The sequence below is a fragment of the Streptomyces sediminimaris genome (genome assembly GCF_047049295.1).
GTDB classification, from domain to species: Bacteria; Actinomycetota; Actinomycetes; order Streptomycetales; family Streptomycetaceae; genus Streptomyces; species Streptomyces sediminimaris.
In genome coordinates, this window is sequence record NZ_JBJWOT010000001.1 from 3,772,935 (window position 1) to 3,787,558 (window position 14,624).

Consider the following 14,624-nt stretch of genomic DNA (forward strand, 5'->3'; position numbering starts at 1 on the left):
CGTCAGATTGGCTTCGCCGAGCAGGCTAGTCCCGCACCCCTGGACCGACAAGGCGCCGGGCCCTACGCTCTGCGCACGATCTGACGTATCGTCAGCTGAGCTGAGGGGGCCGCCGTGAACGACACCGCCCACGCGCTGAGCGCGTCCCGCACCCTCTGGGACCTGCTCGCCCGCCGCGCCGAGCTCACCCCGGACCGCCCGGTCCTCCTCCAGGACGAGCGCGGCCTGACCTTCGGTGAGCTGCGCGCCGGGGCCGAGCGGGTGGCGGCGGGCCTGTACGGCATGGGCGTGCGCCCCGGCACCGTGGTCGCCTGGCAGCTGCCCACCCGCCTCGAGACGGCCCTGCTGAGCTTCGCGCTGGCCCGCCTGGGCGCGGTGCAGACGCCGCTCATCCCCTTCTACCGGGACCGCGAGGTCGCCTTCGCCCTGCGGGAGTCCAAGGCCGGGTTCTTCGCCGTCCCCGGCCGGTGGCGCGGCTTCGACCACACCGCGATGGCGCGGCGGCTGGGCGCCAAGGGGATCTTCGAGGCCTACGACGACCTGCCCGACGGCGACCCGGCCGTCCTGCCGGAGCCGCCCGCCGAGGGCACCTCCGTGCGCTGGATCTACTGGACCTCGGGCACCACCTCCGACCCCAAGGGCGTGCTGCACACCGACCGGTCCCTGATCGCCGGCGGCTCGTGCCTCGCGCACGCGCTGCGCCTGTCGGCGGACGACGTGGGCTCGATGGCCTTCCCGTACGCGCACATCGCCGGACCCGACTACACGGTGATGCTGCTGCTGTACGGCTTCCCGGCGGTGATGTTCGAGCAGTTCGCGCTGCCGGACGCGCTGGCGGGGTACCGCAGGCACGGCGTGACGATCGCGGGCGGCTCGACGGCGTTCTACTCGATGTTCCTCGCCGAGCAGCGCAGGCGGCCGGGAGAGAAGGTCATCCCCTCGCTGCGGCTCCTCGCGGGCGGCGGGGCGCCGAAGCCGCCGGAGGTGTACCACGCGGTCGTGCGCGAGATGGGGGTGCAGCTCACCCACGGCTACGGCATGACCGAGGTCCCGATGATCACCATGGGGGCGCCGGACGACACGGCGGAGAACCTGGCGACGACGGAGGGCCGGCCGCCGGAGGGCATGGAGATACGGATCGTCGGCGGGGAGGTGCGGCTGCGCGGGGAGGCGGTGTGCCGGGGCTATCTGGATCCGGCGCAGACCGCGGAGGCCTTCGACGAGGAGGGGTTCCTGCGCACCGGTGACCTCGGGCGGCTGACCGCGAGCGGGCATCTGGTGCTCACCGGGCGGCTCAAGGACGTGATCATCCGCAAGGGCGAGAACATCTCGGCGAAGGAGATCGAGGACCTGCTCGCCGCCCACCCGGCCGTCGGGGACGTCGCCGTGATCGGGCTGCCGGACGCCGAGCGCGGGGAGCGGGTCTGCGCCGTGGTGGAGCGGCGGCCCGGCGTCCGGGACCCGAGCCTGGAGGCGGTGACGTCGTACCTGCGCGCGGAAGGGCTGTCGGTGCACAAGCTGCCGGAGCGGCTGGAGGTGGTGGACGCCCTCCCGCGCAACGACACCCTGCGCAAGGTGCTCAAGTACAAGCTGCGGGAGCGTTACTCCGGGACCGTGAAGTAGCGGGCGAAGGCCGGGACGATCTCCGCCTCGCCCACCCGGCCGTCGCCGTCGGCGTCCAGGGCGGCGGCGCTCGCGCGGGCGACGTTCTCGTCCACGCCCAGGATGCGCAGCACGCGCGCGGTGTCCTCGACGGTGGCCGCCCCGTCGCCGTCGGTGTCCGCGACGGCGAGGGCCGCGTGCAGGAAGGGCCGGGCGATCTCGGCGAACCGGTCGGGGTTGTCGCGCAGCCGCTTGACCGCGCCGTTCACGAACTCCTCGCGGGTGATGCGCTGGTCGCCGTCGCGGTCCGCCATGCCCGCCATGCCCTGCCAGAACGCCTCGGCGCCTGCGTACAGCGCCTGCCCCTTGTCGGACCGGGCCGTGACCCCGAACTCGGCGAGCAGCGCCTTGGCCGCCACGCTGAAGTCCTCGCGGTCGATGCAGCCGCTGCCATCCTGGTCGAAGGTGGCGAACCGGGCCGCGATCCTGCGTTCGTACTCGCTGCTGACCATGTCTTCTCGGGCCGCCTCACGTCACGTCGGGTGCGTCTGGACGGGAGCGTACGACGCGCCGGGCCCTCCGGGCGGCGGAAAGCGGCGCTTGTGCCAAGACCGGGGGAATTCCGGGACAACCGTGTGAAACTCCAGGTCGCCGGGGTCCGCCCGCCCCGGACGGGCCGGGCGGGAGTCACGGCGGTCCGGCGGCGTCCCGCGGGGGCGCGGGGAACCGCGCGACCGGCCACGACGGCGCCGCGGACCGCATACGGCGGACGGCGGACGGCGGCCACGGCGCGGCCGGCGCGGCGCTCAGGCCGAGAGCGGGCCCGCCTCCTCGGAGACTGCGTCGTCCACGTCGGCGTACACGTCGAACAGACGGCGCACGCCGAGGGCGCCGAGGACGCGGTTGACATGGGAGCCGTCGACCGCGCCCTGCGCCGGGAGTATCAGCCGCAGGCTGCCCCGGCAGGAGCGGATCAGACGGCGGGCGGCGATGAGCACGCCGACACCGCTGGAGTCGCAGAAGAAGACCTCGGAGAGATCGAGGACCAGGCTGTGGCGGCCGTCCGCCACGACGTCGTGCACCCGCTGCCGCAGCGCCGGCGACGTCACCAGGTCCAGCTCGCCCGACACGCTGAGCACGGTCCAGTCGCCCTGCTCGCCACCGATCACATAGAACGCCACCACCATGCCCTTCGTTCGCCGGACCCGCTCGAAGCGGAAGCCATCCCTACGCTTCCTCGCAGCGCAGCTGCCCAGCCGCCCTGCCCTGAAACACGGCACGGGAAACGAAATCCGATCGAAAACGGCTTGTTTTGTTCGCCTTCGATCCTGTTCGATCAGATGTGAACCGGGTAAGTGAAGCTCCACTATCACCTCCGACCGCTCGGGGGGCGCCCAACGGCACAAAGGGGCGCGCGCCGTCGGACGTGCCGACTACATTCGGGAACACGACGGACACAGGCTGGGCCGAGGCACACGCAGGGGTGAGGGGGCCACATGGCGAAGAAGGACGTACCGCCCCGCTGGGACCGCACGATGCAGCAGCGGCTCGCCCGCGGTGAGGCGGCCGCCCTCGGCGAGCTCTACGACCGGTTCGCCTCGCTCGTCCACGGCCTCGCCCACCGCGTCCTCGGCGACGAGCGCGCCGCCGACGTCGTCACCCGCGACGTCTTCGTGCACGTCTGGGAGCACCCCGAGTCCTACGACCCCGGGCAGGGCCCCCTGCGCTCCTGGGTCGCCACGCTGGCCCACCGCCTCGCCGTGCAGCGGCTGCGCGCCACCGAGACCGCCGCCCTGGCCCAGGGCTCCGGCGGCTCCGCCGAGGAGCTGGAGCGCAGGGTCCGCCGCGCCTCGATCGCCGCCCGCGCCGACTACATCGTCCAGTCCATGCCGGCCCCGCTGCGCGCCGCGCTGGAGCTGGCCTACTTCCAGCGCCGCGACTACCGCCAGACCGCGGCCGACCTCGGCGTCACCGAGGAGGAGGCCCGCCGCCGGCTCCGCCTGGGCCTTCAGCTGCTGTCCACCGCCCGCGACGCCGGCGCGCCCGGGGCCCCGCCCGGCTACGGGGGTGCGGCGTGAACGACGCGGGCGACGCGGACCGCTTCGAGCCCGGGGACTACGGGTCCGGGGGCCGGGGTTTCGGGCCCGGGGGCTTCGAGGACCGGCACGGCGAGGGCGGCCGGACCGGACGGCAGTGGGAGCCCGGCGTCCCGGGCGGCCCCGACGGCGGCGGCGACGACGGCGAGGACCCCGAGCGGCCGCCCCGCATACCGATGCCCCGCTCGTCCGTCGAGGACGGCGACGGTCCGCTGCCGGCGCCGGACAACCCGGGCGACCCGGCGCCCCGGTCCGTCCCGCCCGTCCTGGCGCACCCCGTGCTGAAGTCGCTCCTCGGCGCCTGGGCGCTGGCCGCCTGCTCGCCGGAGGAGGCGGCGGCCGTGGCGGAGCACCTCGGCGCGTGCGGCTCCTGCGCCGAAGAGGCGCTGCGGCTGCGCGAGGCGGTCGGCCTGCTGCATCCGCAGGACAGCCTCGACCTCGACCCGGCCCTGCGCACCCGCGTCCTGGACAGCTGCCTCGACCGGCGCCCGCCGCGCATCCCGGTGCCGGGGTGGGCGGCGGCGTACGACGCCGAGACGGCCCGCCTCGACGCCCTGCTCCAGGACATCGGGGACGCCGAGTGGCACGCGCCCGTGCGGCTGCGCTGGTTCGACGGCGAGGGCCCGGCGAGCCGTCGTACGACCGTCGCCGGCGTCATCGCGCACCTGCTGTCGGTGGACGGCCTGGTCGCGGTCGCGCTCGGCCTGGACGACCCGCTGGGCGACACCGCCGCGCCGGGTCCCTCGCCCCGCAGCCGCACGGAGGCGTACTGGCGCACCGCGCGCTTCCCGCCCGGCCGCTCCGTCCGGACCCCCTGGCGGGAGCAGACCCACGACCTCGTGCGCACGGTGTCCTTCGCGGGCGGCGGCACGGGCTCCGCCCGCCTCGCGGTCTCCTACGGCGACTTCGAACTGCCGCTGCACGACGCGATGGTGGACCGGGCCTTCGAGTGCTGGGTGCACGCGGAGGACATCGCCGAGGCGGTCGACTACCCCTACGGCCCGCCCGCCCCGCGCCACCTGCACCGCATGATCGACCTGGCGGCCCGGGTGCTACCCGCGGCGCTGGCCCAGCGCCGCGGGACCTGCGCGCCGCCGCCCGGCCGCGGACGGCACCTCGTCGCCGCCGGGACGCCCGGCCGCAGCCTGCGCCTGGAGATCGAGGGCTCGGGCGGCGGCGAGTGGCTGATCCCCCTCGACTCCCCCGCGGCGGTGGGTTCCGCCGAGCTCGAGGTCGCCCATGTCGCCCTGGACGGCGTGGAGTTCTGCCGCCTGGCCGCGGGGCACGTGCCTCCGGCGGACGCGGCGGTCGGGCAGGTCGGGGACAAGGAGGCGATCAGGGACGTCCTGTTCGCGGCGGCGTCCTTGAGCCGGTTGTAGCGCCCGGGTCATGCGCGGCGGGGGGTTTCGTCGGCGGGTGCGGGCGCGTCGTGGCTTGTCGCGGCCGCGGACCGCCCGCACCCGCCGGCCGACCGGCACCGTCCCGGGCTCCTAGGCGAAGACGACCGTCCGGCGCCCGTTGAGCAGGATGCGCCGCTCGGCGTGCCACTTGACGGCCCGCGCCAGCGCCTGGCACTCCACGTCCCGCCCCACCGCCACCAGCTGATCGGGCGTGACGTCGTGCCCCACCCGCTCGACCTCCTGCTCGATGATCGGGCCCTCGTCGAGGTCGGCGGTCACGTAGTGCGCGGTCGCCCCGATCAGCTTGACCCCCCGGGCGTGCGCCTGGTGGTAGGGCTTCGCGCCCTTGAAGCTCGGCAGGAACGAGTGGTGGATGTTGATGATCCGCCCGCTCAGCTGCTTGCACAGGTCGTCGGAGAGCACCTGCATGTACCGGGCCAGCACGACCAGCTCGACGTCGTTCTCGCGGACGACCGACAGCAGCTGCGCCTCCGCGTCCGCCTTGGTCTCCCTGGTCACCGGGATGTGGTGGAAGGGAATGCCGTAGGAGCCCACGAGCTCGGCGAAGTCGGTGTGGTTGGACACCACGGCGGCGATCTCCACCGGCAGCGCACCGATCCGCGCCCGGAACAGCAGGTCGTTCAGGCAGTGCCCGAACCTGCTGACCATGAGCAGGATCCGCATCTTCTCGTCGGCCCGGTTGATCTGCCAGTCCATGTGGAAGGAGTCGCCGATGGCCGCGAAGCTCGCCCGCAGCTTGTCCACCGTCACCGGGGTCTCCGCCGAGAAGTGGACGCGCATGAAGAACAGACCCGTGTCGTGGTCGCCGAACTGCTGGCTGTCCTCGATGTTGCAGCCGGTCATGAAGAGGTAGCTCGACACGGCGTGCACGATGCCCTGCTTGTCGGGGCAGGAGAGCGTGAGGACGTACTGGTCACTGGCCGCCGCGGCTCGGGTGGACTGCTCGTTCATGCGGGACAGGGTCCCATATCCGGACCCGCGGGCGGGTCCGGGTCCGCTAGGCGGACCGCGTCATGATCCGCAGCACCTCGAGGGTGCGCGGCGGGGTGTCCGGGTCCTCGCCGTCCGCCGCGGCCATCCGCACGTGCGCGTCCCGGGCCGCGCGCACCGCCTCCGGCCAGGCCGGGTTGTCGAGGTAGGCGGAGACCTGGGCGTCGGGCCCGACCTGGTGCATGATCCGCAGCACCCGCAGCACGGCGGTGTCGACGAGGGCCGCCTCCTGGGAGTCCCGGAAGATCGTGCCCACGTACTTCTCGGCGGACCAGTTGTCCAGCCAGGTGTCCTCGACCAGGCGGTAGACGGCGTCGGTCACGTCCCCGTACCCGTCGGCACCGGCCAGCCAGACGTCCCGCTGGAACACCGGATCGGAGAGCATGTGCAGCGCGGAGCGCACATTGCTGCGCCAGCGCCACCACGGCATGTCGTTGAGTGGCATGCCGCCCATGGTGGGGGAGCGACGGCCGCGTCGGGAAGGGTTCTCCGGAGCTTGCACGATCACCGATCGTACGTTCTTCCGCCCGGGCGCCCCAGCGGCCCCCGTAATTCACCTCGCAGCCACCGATCGGTAACCGAGGGTCACCCGCGGGTTGGCGATGTGGCGGAAGCGTGTGTGTGCATGACCGGTCGGCGACGCACCCGCAGCACCTTCCTCCCCCTACGCACCCGGACGCGCAGAGCCACCGCGCTCTCCGCGGGAGCGCTGGCCGCGTGTGCGTCGCTGGTCGCCGGATGCGGGGTCATCCCCGGTGCCACGGGGGGCTCCGGGGACGGCCCGATCACGGTGATGACCTGGGCCCCGGAGCAGACCGACGCGACCAACAAGCCCGGCATGCCCGCCTTCGCCCGGGCCTACGCCCGCTGGACCAACGCCCACGGCGGCCTCGCCGGCCACGAGCTGAAGGTCCTGACCTGCAACGACCACAACGACAGCGTGGCCGCCGCGAAGTGCGCCACCCGCGCCGTCAAGAACGACGTCGTCGCGGTCGTCGGCTCCTACAGCCAGTACGGCGACTCCTACCTGCCCACGCTGGAGAGCGCCGGCATCCCCTACATAGGCGGCTACGGCGTCACCTCGGCCGAGTTCACCAGCCCGCTGTCCTACCCCGTCAACGGCGGCCAGCCCGCCCTGCTGGCCGGCCTCGGCAAGGAACTCGCCGGCGGCTGCGGCCCCGTGGCGCTGGTACGGCCCGACAACATCGCGGGCGACGAACTGCCCGCGATGCTCGACTCCGGCCTGAAGGCGGGCGGGCACCCGGCCGCCGCCGACCAGCGGGCGGCGGACGACACCACCGAGTACTCGGGGCCCTCGCGCGAGGCCCTGACGACCACCACGGCCGACCCGGCGAAGAAGGGGTGCGTGATCCCCGCGCTCGGGGACCGCACCGACACCTTCATGGACTCCTTCCGGCGCAACCGCGCGGACTACCGCGCGGTGAAGACCGCCGCCACCCTCGACAGCGTCGACCAGACGGTGATCAACGAGTCCGGTGGCCAGTCGGGGCCGTACGAGGGGGCCTACGTCACCGGCTGGTACCCGGTGACCAGCGACGAGCGCTGGGACCCCATGAAGAAGGTGATCCAGGAGGAGGCCTTCGGCGACAACCGCATCGATCCCGCGGACGCCGGGGTGCAGACGACCTGGATCGCGTACACGGTGTTCAAGGCCGCCGTCGAGTCGCTGGGCAACGGCGCCGTCACCTCCGACACCGTGCGCAAGGCCCTCGACGACGGGCTGCGGGTCACCACGGGCGGGCTGACGCCGGTACTGCACTGGGCCGACGAGAGCCCGCTGGCCGCCATCGGCTTCCCGCGCCTGGTCAATGCCGACCTGACGCTCCAGGTGGTGCGCCAGGGCCGGCTCGTGGCGGCCGACAAGGGGTTCGTGGACGCGACGCGGACGCTGGAGGGCGCGGACGTGAGCTGAGTGCTCCGCCGCGCCACCCGGCGGGTGCCCGGCCCTGCGGTCAGAGCTGGGTCGGCTGGCGCTGGGTCAGCCCGTACCTCTTCGCGATGGTGTTCCACAGCCCGGACGCCTGCGCCTTCTGCTGGCTCGCGGTGCCGCTCGCACGGTTGCCGGCCTGGGTCTGGCCGGTCGGACGGGCGTGGCCCTTCTTGCAGCCCTTCTTGCCGCCCACCTGGTCGGCCCAGGCCGCGTAGTGGTTGTCGGCGGCGGCCGAGGCCCGCCATGCCTTGGTGAGCGCCGTGGTCAGCGCCGCGTGGTCCGGGAGCCGGTCGACCGGCAGGCCGGCCAGCCGGGTGACGAGCTGGTTGCGCTGCTTCGCCGCGGCGCGCAGGTCCGAGGCCGCCTGGCCCAGGTTCGTGCACCCCTTGACGTCGGCCACCGCCCGGATCACCGAGGCCCGGCTGGCGCCGCTGTCGGTCAGCAGCTTGTCCAGGGCGACGGCCTGCTGCTTCGCCGGGTCCGCGGCGGGCGGGGCGGAGCCGTCCGTCACCGGGGCCGTGGCGGAGACCGGCTGGTTCTTGTCCTTGCCGTCGCCTCCACCGCCGCCCAGCAGCGCGCCGGCGCCGACCCCGAGGACCACGATGCCGACGCCGACGGCCGCGATGAGCGGTATCCGCGACGACCCGCCCCGGCCGCCGCCGCGCCCGCCCCGGCCCTCGTCGCCGGGCGGGACGTAGGCGGGCTGGGCGTAGGCGGGCTGGGGCCGGTCGTACCCGGCCGGCTGGGGCTGCTCGAAACGCGGCAGCTGCTGGGTGGCCGCGGCCGGGCCCTCGCCGCCCGGTCCGCCGCGGAAGAGGTTGTCGAACTCGGCGGGCGGCTGCCGGTCCCCGCCCTGCGGCAGGCCGTACGGCGCCGCGCCGGGCTGGTCGGTGACCGGTGCGATGAACTGCGTGGCCTCGGCGTCGGGCCCCGAGGCGGGCGGCATGGGCCCGGCACCGGGCTGTCCCGCGTGCCCGGCGAACGGCGTCGCCGCCGGGGCCGCCGCCTCGGGCGGCAGCGCTCCGGGGGCGACGGGCGGTATGTACTGCGTGGCCCCTTCGTCGGCCGGCGCGGCCATCGGCGGGATGAACTGCGTGGCGCCCTCGTCGACGGCGGGCGGCAGGGGGCCGCCGTACGCGCCGGGGCCGTAGGGGCCCGGGGCGGCCGGAGGCAGCGGTGCGCTCACCGCGCCGTGGTCCTGGGCGGCGTAGACCTCGGCCGGGGGCGTCGGCGCGGAGTGGCGGCCCCGGCGGGGCGGCGGGGCCGCGCCGGGGGCGTCGTAGGACGAGGTCCCCGGCGGCATCGGTGCCGACGCCGGCGCGCCGAACCGGTCCGCCTGCGGCTGGTGCTGCTCGGGCGCGGTCCACTGCTGGGTCTGCGGCTCCTCCCAGCCGTCGCCCGGCGCCGGGGTGGTGCCCTGCTGCTCGCCGGGCCCCCAGGGCGTGCCCCAGGCCTGGCCGCCGGTGGGCGCCGCGGCCTGCGGGCCGCCGTACGCGCCGGTGCCGTGGTGGGAGCCGTCGGACCGGCCCTGGTAGGGACCGGCCGGGATCTGCGCGCCCATCATGCCCGGCAGCAGCGGTTCGCTCCCGTCCGAGGGCAGCACGATGCCTTCGCGCGCTTCGCGCTGCGAGGGCTCCTCGCCCTGTCCACTCTGCGTCACCGGGACTCCTACGAATGGGGGACCTTCGGAATCGTCGGCTCACGCTACCGGGTCTCCCGAGCCGGGTGCCACGCAGCTCTGGGCACAACCTCCTTCCCTGTGACAGCAGTAACAAAACCGGTCGACAAAGCGCTGCTTTTGTCCATGTTTCGCGCCCCGCACGGCGCTCAGGCCGCCGCCTGCAGATCGATGCGCGCCCCGAACTCCCGTACCACCGGCTCCTCCTGGTACGGCTCCAGCCGCTGCTGAAAGTCCTCGAGGTACTCGGCGCCCCGGTTGGAGCGGAGGGTCCCGAGGAGGTCCACGGCCTTCAGCCCGGTGGTGCACGCCTGCTCGATCTCGCGCTGCTGCACCAGCGCCGTGGCCAGCAGGACATAGCCGATGGCCCGCCTGCGCGCCTTCGTCTCGGGGAGCCGGTCCAGCGCGTCCTGCGCCTGCCGGGCCGCGGCGTCGGCCTGTCCGAGGTCCCGGTGGCAGTGCGCCAACTCGTCGGCCAGGTAGGCCTCGTCGAAGTGCGCGATCCACGCCGGGTCGTCCCCGGAGGCGGAGTCGGCGGCCTCGAGCGCCGTGACCGCGCGCCCCGACGCCGCGCCGGTCGCCCGCGCGTCGCCCATCAGCGCGTGCCCGCGCGCCTCGGCCGCATGGAACATCGCCTCCGCGCGCGGGGTCACGCGCCCCCGCGCCCCCTCCTGCGCCGCCCGCGCCAACTGGGCGATCTCGCGCGGGTTCCCGAGCTGCGCGGCGAGGTGGCTCATGGAGGCGGCGAGGACGTACCCGCCGTAGGCGCGGTCGCCCGCGGCCTGCGCCAGGCGCAGCGCCTGGATGTAGTAGCGCTGGGCGAGCCCGGGCTGGCCGGTGTCCACGGCCATGTAGCCCGCGAGCTCGGTCAGCCGGGCCACCGCGGCGAACAGGTCGCGCCCGACCGCCTCCCGGTACGACCCCGCCAGCAGCCCCGAGACGACGCTGTTGAGGTAGTGCACGACGACCGGGCGCACGTGCCCGCTGCCGTACTGGTGGTCGAGGTCCGTCAGCGCCTGCGTCATCGCGCGCACGGCGGCCACGTCGGACTGCCCGACCCGGGGGCCCGCCGAGCGCGACACCTGCGCGTCGGGCGCGGAGATCAGCCAGTCACGGCTCGGCTCGACGAGCGCGGAGGCGGCGACGGACGAGCCGGACAGGAAGTCCCGGCGCCCCACGTCGCTGCGCCACAGCTCGCAGACCTGCTCGATGGCTCCCAGCACCGTCGGCGAGAACTGCAGGCCGACGCCCGAGGCGAGGTTCTTGCCGTTGGCCATGCCGATCTCGTCGATCGTGACCGTACGGCCCAGCTTGCGGCCCAGCGCCTCCGCGATGATCGCCGGGGCGCGTCCGCGTGGCTGCTGACCGCGCAGCCAGCGGGCCACGGACGTCTTGTCGTAACGCAGGTCGAGGCCGTGCTCGGCACCGCACATGTTGACCCGGCGGGCGAGCCCGGCGTTCGAGCACCCCGCCTCCTGGATGAGCGCCTGCAGCCGTTCGTTCGGCTGCCGTGCGACGAGAGGCCTTGCGGCCATGGCGTACCCCCTGGGAACAACCCCTGAAGCGAAAAGTTCCGGCCGTGAAGATCAATGCCCCGGTGACGTACGTAAAATGCGAGGCTTGCGCGGATTGCCGGGGTGAAGCCTCATGCCAACCCCGGATGTGGCTACCCGGATCAGGCCGGCGTTCCTCCCGCGCGCCCCCACACATGCATCCATGCGCCCCAGCCGTGGAATCGATGCTCCTCCCCCGCGCGCGATACGGCCGTAACCCGAGGTGGGTGCGGGAGTTGAGTTCATCGTGGAAGAGACGATCGCGGGCACCGAAGCCGCTCAGATTCCGAAGCAGCGCGGGGACTCGCTGCTGGAGACCGCCGTACGCTACGCCGAGGAGCGCCACTGGGACGTCTTCCCCGGTACCTGGCTGGAGGCCGTCGACGGGGTGCAGCACTGCTCCTGCGGCACTCCCGCGTGCGCCGCGCCCGGCGCGCATCCGGCGCGCGAGGACTGGGCGACGCTGGCCACGGGCAGTGCGACCGTCGCGCGCCGGATGTGGCAGAAGCAGCCGGCGGCGTCGATCCTGCTGCCGACGGGCCGTACGTTCGACGCGATCGAGGTGGCGGAGGGCGCGGGCTTCCTGGCGCTCGCGCGCATGGAGCGCATGGAGCTGACGCTCGGCCCGGTGACGCTCTCCCCGAACCGGCGGATGCACTTCTTCGTGCTGCCCGGCGCGGCCGTGAAGATGCCGGAGCTGGTGCGCAAGCTGGGCTGGTCGCCGGCGTCGCTCGACCTCGTCGCGCTCGGCGAGGGGGCCTACGTGGCCGCGCCGCCCACCCGTTTCGGCTCGCGCGGTGCCGTGCAGTGGGCCTGCCGCCCGACCCCCGCCAACCGCTGGCTGCCGGACGCCGAGGAACTGATCTCCCCCCTCGCCTACGCCTGCGGACGCGACCGCTGACCCTCCCCCGCGCACGACCCCCTAGGGTTTCCCGCATGACAGAGGGAAAAGAGGTCGGTGCCGCCGCGGTGCGGGTGCGGGGGCTCTGGAAGCGGTTCGGGCAGCAGATCGCCGTCGCCGGGATCGATCTCGACCTGCCCGCGGGGAAGTTCATCGGGCTGGTCGGGCCCAACGGGGCCGGGAAGACCACCACGCTCTCCATGGTGACGGGGCTGCTGCGGCCCGATCAGGGCAGCGTCGAGGTGGTCGGGCACGACGTGTGGCAGGACCCCGCGGCGGTCAAGGCCAGGATCGGGGTGCTGCCGGAGGGGCTCCGGCTCTTCGAGCGGCTCTCCGGGCGTGAACTGCTCGGCTACAGCGGGCGGTTGCGCGGCCTGCCCGGCGCGGAGGTCGACAAGCGGGCCACCCAGCTGCTGGACGTGCTCGACCTGGCCGGCGCCCAGCACAAGCTCGTCGTCGACTACTCGACGGGCATGCGCAAGAAGATCGGCCTCGCGGCCGCGCTCCTCCACAATCCCGAAGTGCTCTTCCTGGACGAGCCGTTCGAGGGCGTCGACCCCGTCTCCGCCCAGATCATCCGCGGGGTGCTCGAGCGGTACACCGCCTCGGGCGCCACCGTCGTCTTCTCCTCCCACGTCATGGAGCTGGTGGAGTCCCTGTGCGACTGGGTGGCCGTCATGGCCGCCGGCCGCATCCGCGCCCAGGGCACCCTCGCCGAGGTCCGCGGTCAGGCTCCCTCGCTGCAGCAGGCGTTCCTGGAACTCGTGGGCGCGGGCGGCCGCGACACCGGCTCCGACCTCGACTGGCTGGGCGGCGGGGCGCGATGACGAACGAAGCGGACATCACCCCCGTCGTCGTACGGCTGAAACTGTCGCTGCTGCGCAACGGCCTGAAGCAGTCCGGCGGGCGGCGGGCCGCCTACATCGTGTCGGCCGTCGTCGTGGTCCTCTTCGGCGCGCTGCAACTGCTCGGGCTGCTCGTGCTGCGCGGCAACGCGCACGCCCTGGCCGTGACGGCGCTACTGGTGGCCGTGCTGGCGCTGGGCTGGGCGGTGATGCCGCTGTTCTTCCCGAGCGGCGACGAGACCCTCGACCCGACCCGGCTGGTGATGCTGCCGCTGCGGCCCCGGCCGCTGGTGCGGGCGCTGCTCGCGGCCTCGCTGGTGGGCATCGGGCCGCTGTTCACGCTGCTCCTGCTGACTGGTTCGGTGGTCGCGGTGGCGCACGGCGGTGCGGCGTACGCCGTCGGCGTGGTGGCCGTCGTCCTCGCGCTGCTGGTGTGCGTGGCCCTGGCGCGCGCCGTCGCCGCCGCCAACATCCGGCTGCTGACCAGCCGCAAGGGCCGCGATCTGGCGGTGCTGAGCGGGCTGGTCATCGCGATCGGGGCGCAGCTGGTCAACTTCGGCGCCCAGCACCTGGGTTCGTCCGGCCTCTCGCAGCTCGACCCGGCCGCCGAGGTGCTGAAGTGGGTGCCGCCCGCGTCGGCGGTCGGCGCGGTGGACTCCGTGAGCGCGGGTTCCTACGGCGCCGCGGTGGCGCAGCTGGCCCTGAGCGCCGCCGCGCTCCTCGCCCTGATCGCCGTGTGGTCGCGGCACCTGACCAAGCTGATGACCTCCCCCGACGGCTCCACCCTCCAGGCCGCCGTCGACCGGCCCCCGGCCCGCGAGCGCTCGGCCGGCGGGCTCGCCCGGCTGCTGCCGGCCGGCCGCACGGGCACGGTCATGGAGCGCAGCCTGCGCTACGTCTGGCGGGATCCCAAGACCAAGGCCGCCTGGGTGACCTCGCTCGCGATCGGCGTCATCGTGCCGGTGTTCAACGCGCTGCAGGGCACCGGCTCCATCTACTTCGCGTGCTTCGCGGCGGGAATGCTCGGCATCCAGATGTACAACCAGTTCGGCCAGGACACGTCGGCGTTCTGGATGGTCGCCACGACCATCTCCTCCCCGCGCGACGCCTACGTCGAACTGCGCGGGCGGGCCCTGGCCCTGCTGGTGATCACCCTGCCGTACGCCACCCTCGTCACCGTCCTGACCACCGCGATGCTCGGCGACTGGGCGCGCCTGCCCGAGGTGCTCGGCCTGTCCTTCGCCCTCCTCGGCGCGATGCTCGCGACCGGCGCCTGGACCTCCGCCCGCTTCCCGTACTCCATCCCGCAGGAGGGCTACAAGAACGTCGCCCCCGGCCAGACCGGTCTGGCCTGGATCTCCATCTTCGGCGGCATGGTCTCCGCCGCCCTCCTGTGCTCCCCCGTCATCGTCGGGGCGATCTGGGTCAACGTCGCCCACAACGGCGACCACTGGGGCTGGCTGCTCCTCCCCCTGGGCACCGTCTACGGCGCCGCCATCACCTGGTCGGGCATCCGCCTGGCGGCTCCCCGCACGGCGGCCCGCCTGCCGGAGATCCTGACGGCGGTGAGCAAGGGCTGAGGGGCGG

The 14,624-nt window shown here is 74.0% G+C and carries 13 protein-coding genes; 7 read left to right on the plus strand and 6 right to left on the minus strand.

The window, feature by feature from the left end:
* Positions 1–114: 114 nt before the first annotated feature.
* The gene (locus ACJ9NR_RS17410; RefSeq protein WP_412488481.1) at positions 115–1,623 is read left to right on the plus strand and encodes a class I adenylate-forming enzyme family protein; all 1,509 of its coding nucleotides are present in this window, start codon (positions 115–117) and stop codon (positions 1,621–1,623) included.
* On the opposite strand, the gene ACJ9NR_RS17415 is transcribed toward ACJ9NR_RS17410, so the two are convergent.
* Positions 1,602–2,114, minus strand: coding sequence for an EF-hand domain-containing protein (locus ACJ9NR_RS17415; RefSeq protein ID WP_412488482.1), 513 nt, complete (start codon positions 2,112–2,114; stop codon positions 1,602–1,604). The two genes, ACJ9NR_RS17410 and ACJ9NR_RS17415, sit on opposite strands and share 22 nt — an antisense overlap.
* A gap of 294 nt (positions 2,115–2,408) precedes the next feature.
* A complete protein-coding gene (locus ACJ9NR_RS17420; protein ID WP_412488483.1) occupies positions 2,409–2,789 on the minus strand; it encodes an STAS domain-containing protein in 381 nt (126 codons plus the stop codon).
* A 309-nt stretch (positions 2,790–3,098) separates the two neighbouring features.
* On the opposite strand from ACJ9NR_RS17420, the gene ACJ9NR_RS17425 reads away from it, so the two are divergent.
* Together ACJ9NR_RS17425 and ACJ9NR_RS17430 are read left to right on the plus strand one after the other, a co-directional pair.
* Positions 3,099–3,680, plus strand: a complete 582-nt coding sequence (locus ACJ9NR_RS17425; RefSeq protein WP_412488484.1) for a sigma-70 family RNA polymerase sigma factor — start codon at positions 3,099–3,101, stop codon at positions 3,678–3,680.
* Positions 3,677–5,077 (plus strand): maleylpyruvate isomerase N-terminal domain-containing protein, encoded by a 1,401-nt coding sequence (locus tag ACJ9NR_RS17430; protein WP_412488485.1) that lies wholly within the window; start codon positions 3,677–3,679, stop codon positions 5,075–5,077. The genes ACJ9NR_RS17425 and ACJ9NR_RS17430 overlap by 4 nt, the downstream gene beginning before the upstream one ends.
* Positions 5,078–5,188: 111 nt before the next feature.
* Here ACJ9NR_RS17430 and purU read toward each other — a convergent pair whose 3' ends face one another.
* Together purU and ACJ9NR_RS17440 are read right to left on the minus strand one after the other, a co-directional pair.
* Positions 5,189–6,070, minus strand: coding sequence for a formyltetrahydrofolate deformylase (gene purU / locus ACJ9NR_RS17435; RefSeq protein ID WP_412488486.1), 882 nt, complete (start codon positions 6,068–6,070; stop codon positions 5,189–5,191).
* Between the two features lie 46 nt (positions 6,071–6,116).
* Positions 6,117–6,617 carry an SCO4402 family protein gene (locus tag ACJ9NR_RS17440; RefSeq protein ID WP_412488487.1) on the minus strand — a complete coding sequence of 167 codons (501 nt, stop codon included), beginning with the start codon at positions 6,615–6,617 and terminating at the stop codon, positions 6,117–6,119.
* A gap of 117 nt (positions 6,618–6,734) precedes the next feature.
* On the opposite strand from ACJ9NR_RS17440, the gene ACJ9NR_RS17445 reads away from it, so the two are divergent.
* The gene (locus ACJ9NR_RS17445) at positions 6,735–8,042 is read left to right on the plus strand and encodes an ABC transporter substrate-binding protein (RefSeq protein ID WP_412488488.1); all 1,308 of its coding nucleotides are present in this window, start codon (positions 6,735–6,737) and stop codon (positions 8,040–8,042) included.
* Positions 8,043–8,082: 40 nt separating this feature from the next.
* Here the strand turns inward: ACJ9NR_RS17445 and ACJ9NR_RS17450 are convergent, their stop codons facing one another.
* Both ACJ9NR_RS17450 and ACJ9NR_RS17455 read right to left on the minus strand, forming a co-directional pair.
* Positions 8,083–9,720, minus strand: coding sequence for a hypothetical protein (locus ACJ9NR_RS17450; protein WP_412488489.1), 1,638 nt, complete (start codon positions 9,718–9,720; stop codon positions 8,083–8,085).
* A 167-nt stretch (positions 9,721–9,887) separates the two neighbouring features.
* Positions 9,888–11,273 carry an NsdA family TPR-like regulatory protein gene (locus ACJ9NR_RS17455; protein ID WP_412488490.1) on the minus strand — a complete coding sequence of 462 codons (1,386 nt, stop codon included), beginning with the start codon at positions 11,271–11,273 and terminating at the stop codon, positions 9,888–9,890.
* A 265-nt stretch (positions 11,274–11,538) separates the two neighbouring features.
* Here ACJ9NR_RS17455 and ACJ9NR_RS17460 point away from each other — a divergent pair, with 265 nt between their 5' ends.
* Genes ACJ9NR_RS17460 through ACJ9NR_RS17470 form a run of 3 tightly spaced genes read left to right on the plus strand, consistent with a single transcriptional unit; the run spans position 11,539 to position 14,617 of the window.
* Positions 11,539–12,192: a bifunctional DNA primase/polymerase gene (locus tag ACJ9NR_RS17460; protein ID WP_412488491.1), complete on the plus strand. Its 654-nt coding sequence runs from the start codon at positions 11,539–11,541 to the stop codon at positions 12,190–12,192.
* Positions 12,193–12,227: 35 nt separating this feature from the next.
* Positions 12,228–13,019, plus strand: coding sequence for an ABC transporter ATP-binding protein (locus ACJ9NR_RS17465; RefSeq protein ID WP_412488492.1), 792 nt, complete (start codon positions 12,228–12,230; stop codon positions 13,017–13,019).
* On the plus strand, positions 13,016–14,617 hold the full coding sequence (locus tag ACJ9NR_RS17470) for a transporter (protein WP_412488493.1): 1,602 nt from the start codon (positions 13,016–13,018) through the stop codon (positions 14,615–14,617). The genes ACJ9NR_RS17465 and ACJ9NR_RS17470 overlap by 4 nt, the downstream gene beginning before the upstream one ends.
* Positions 14,618–14,624: the final 7 nt, after the last annotated feature.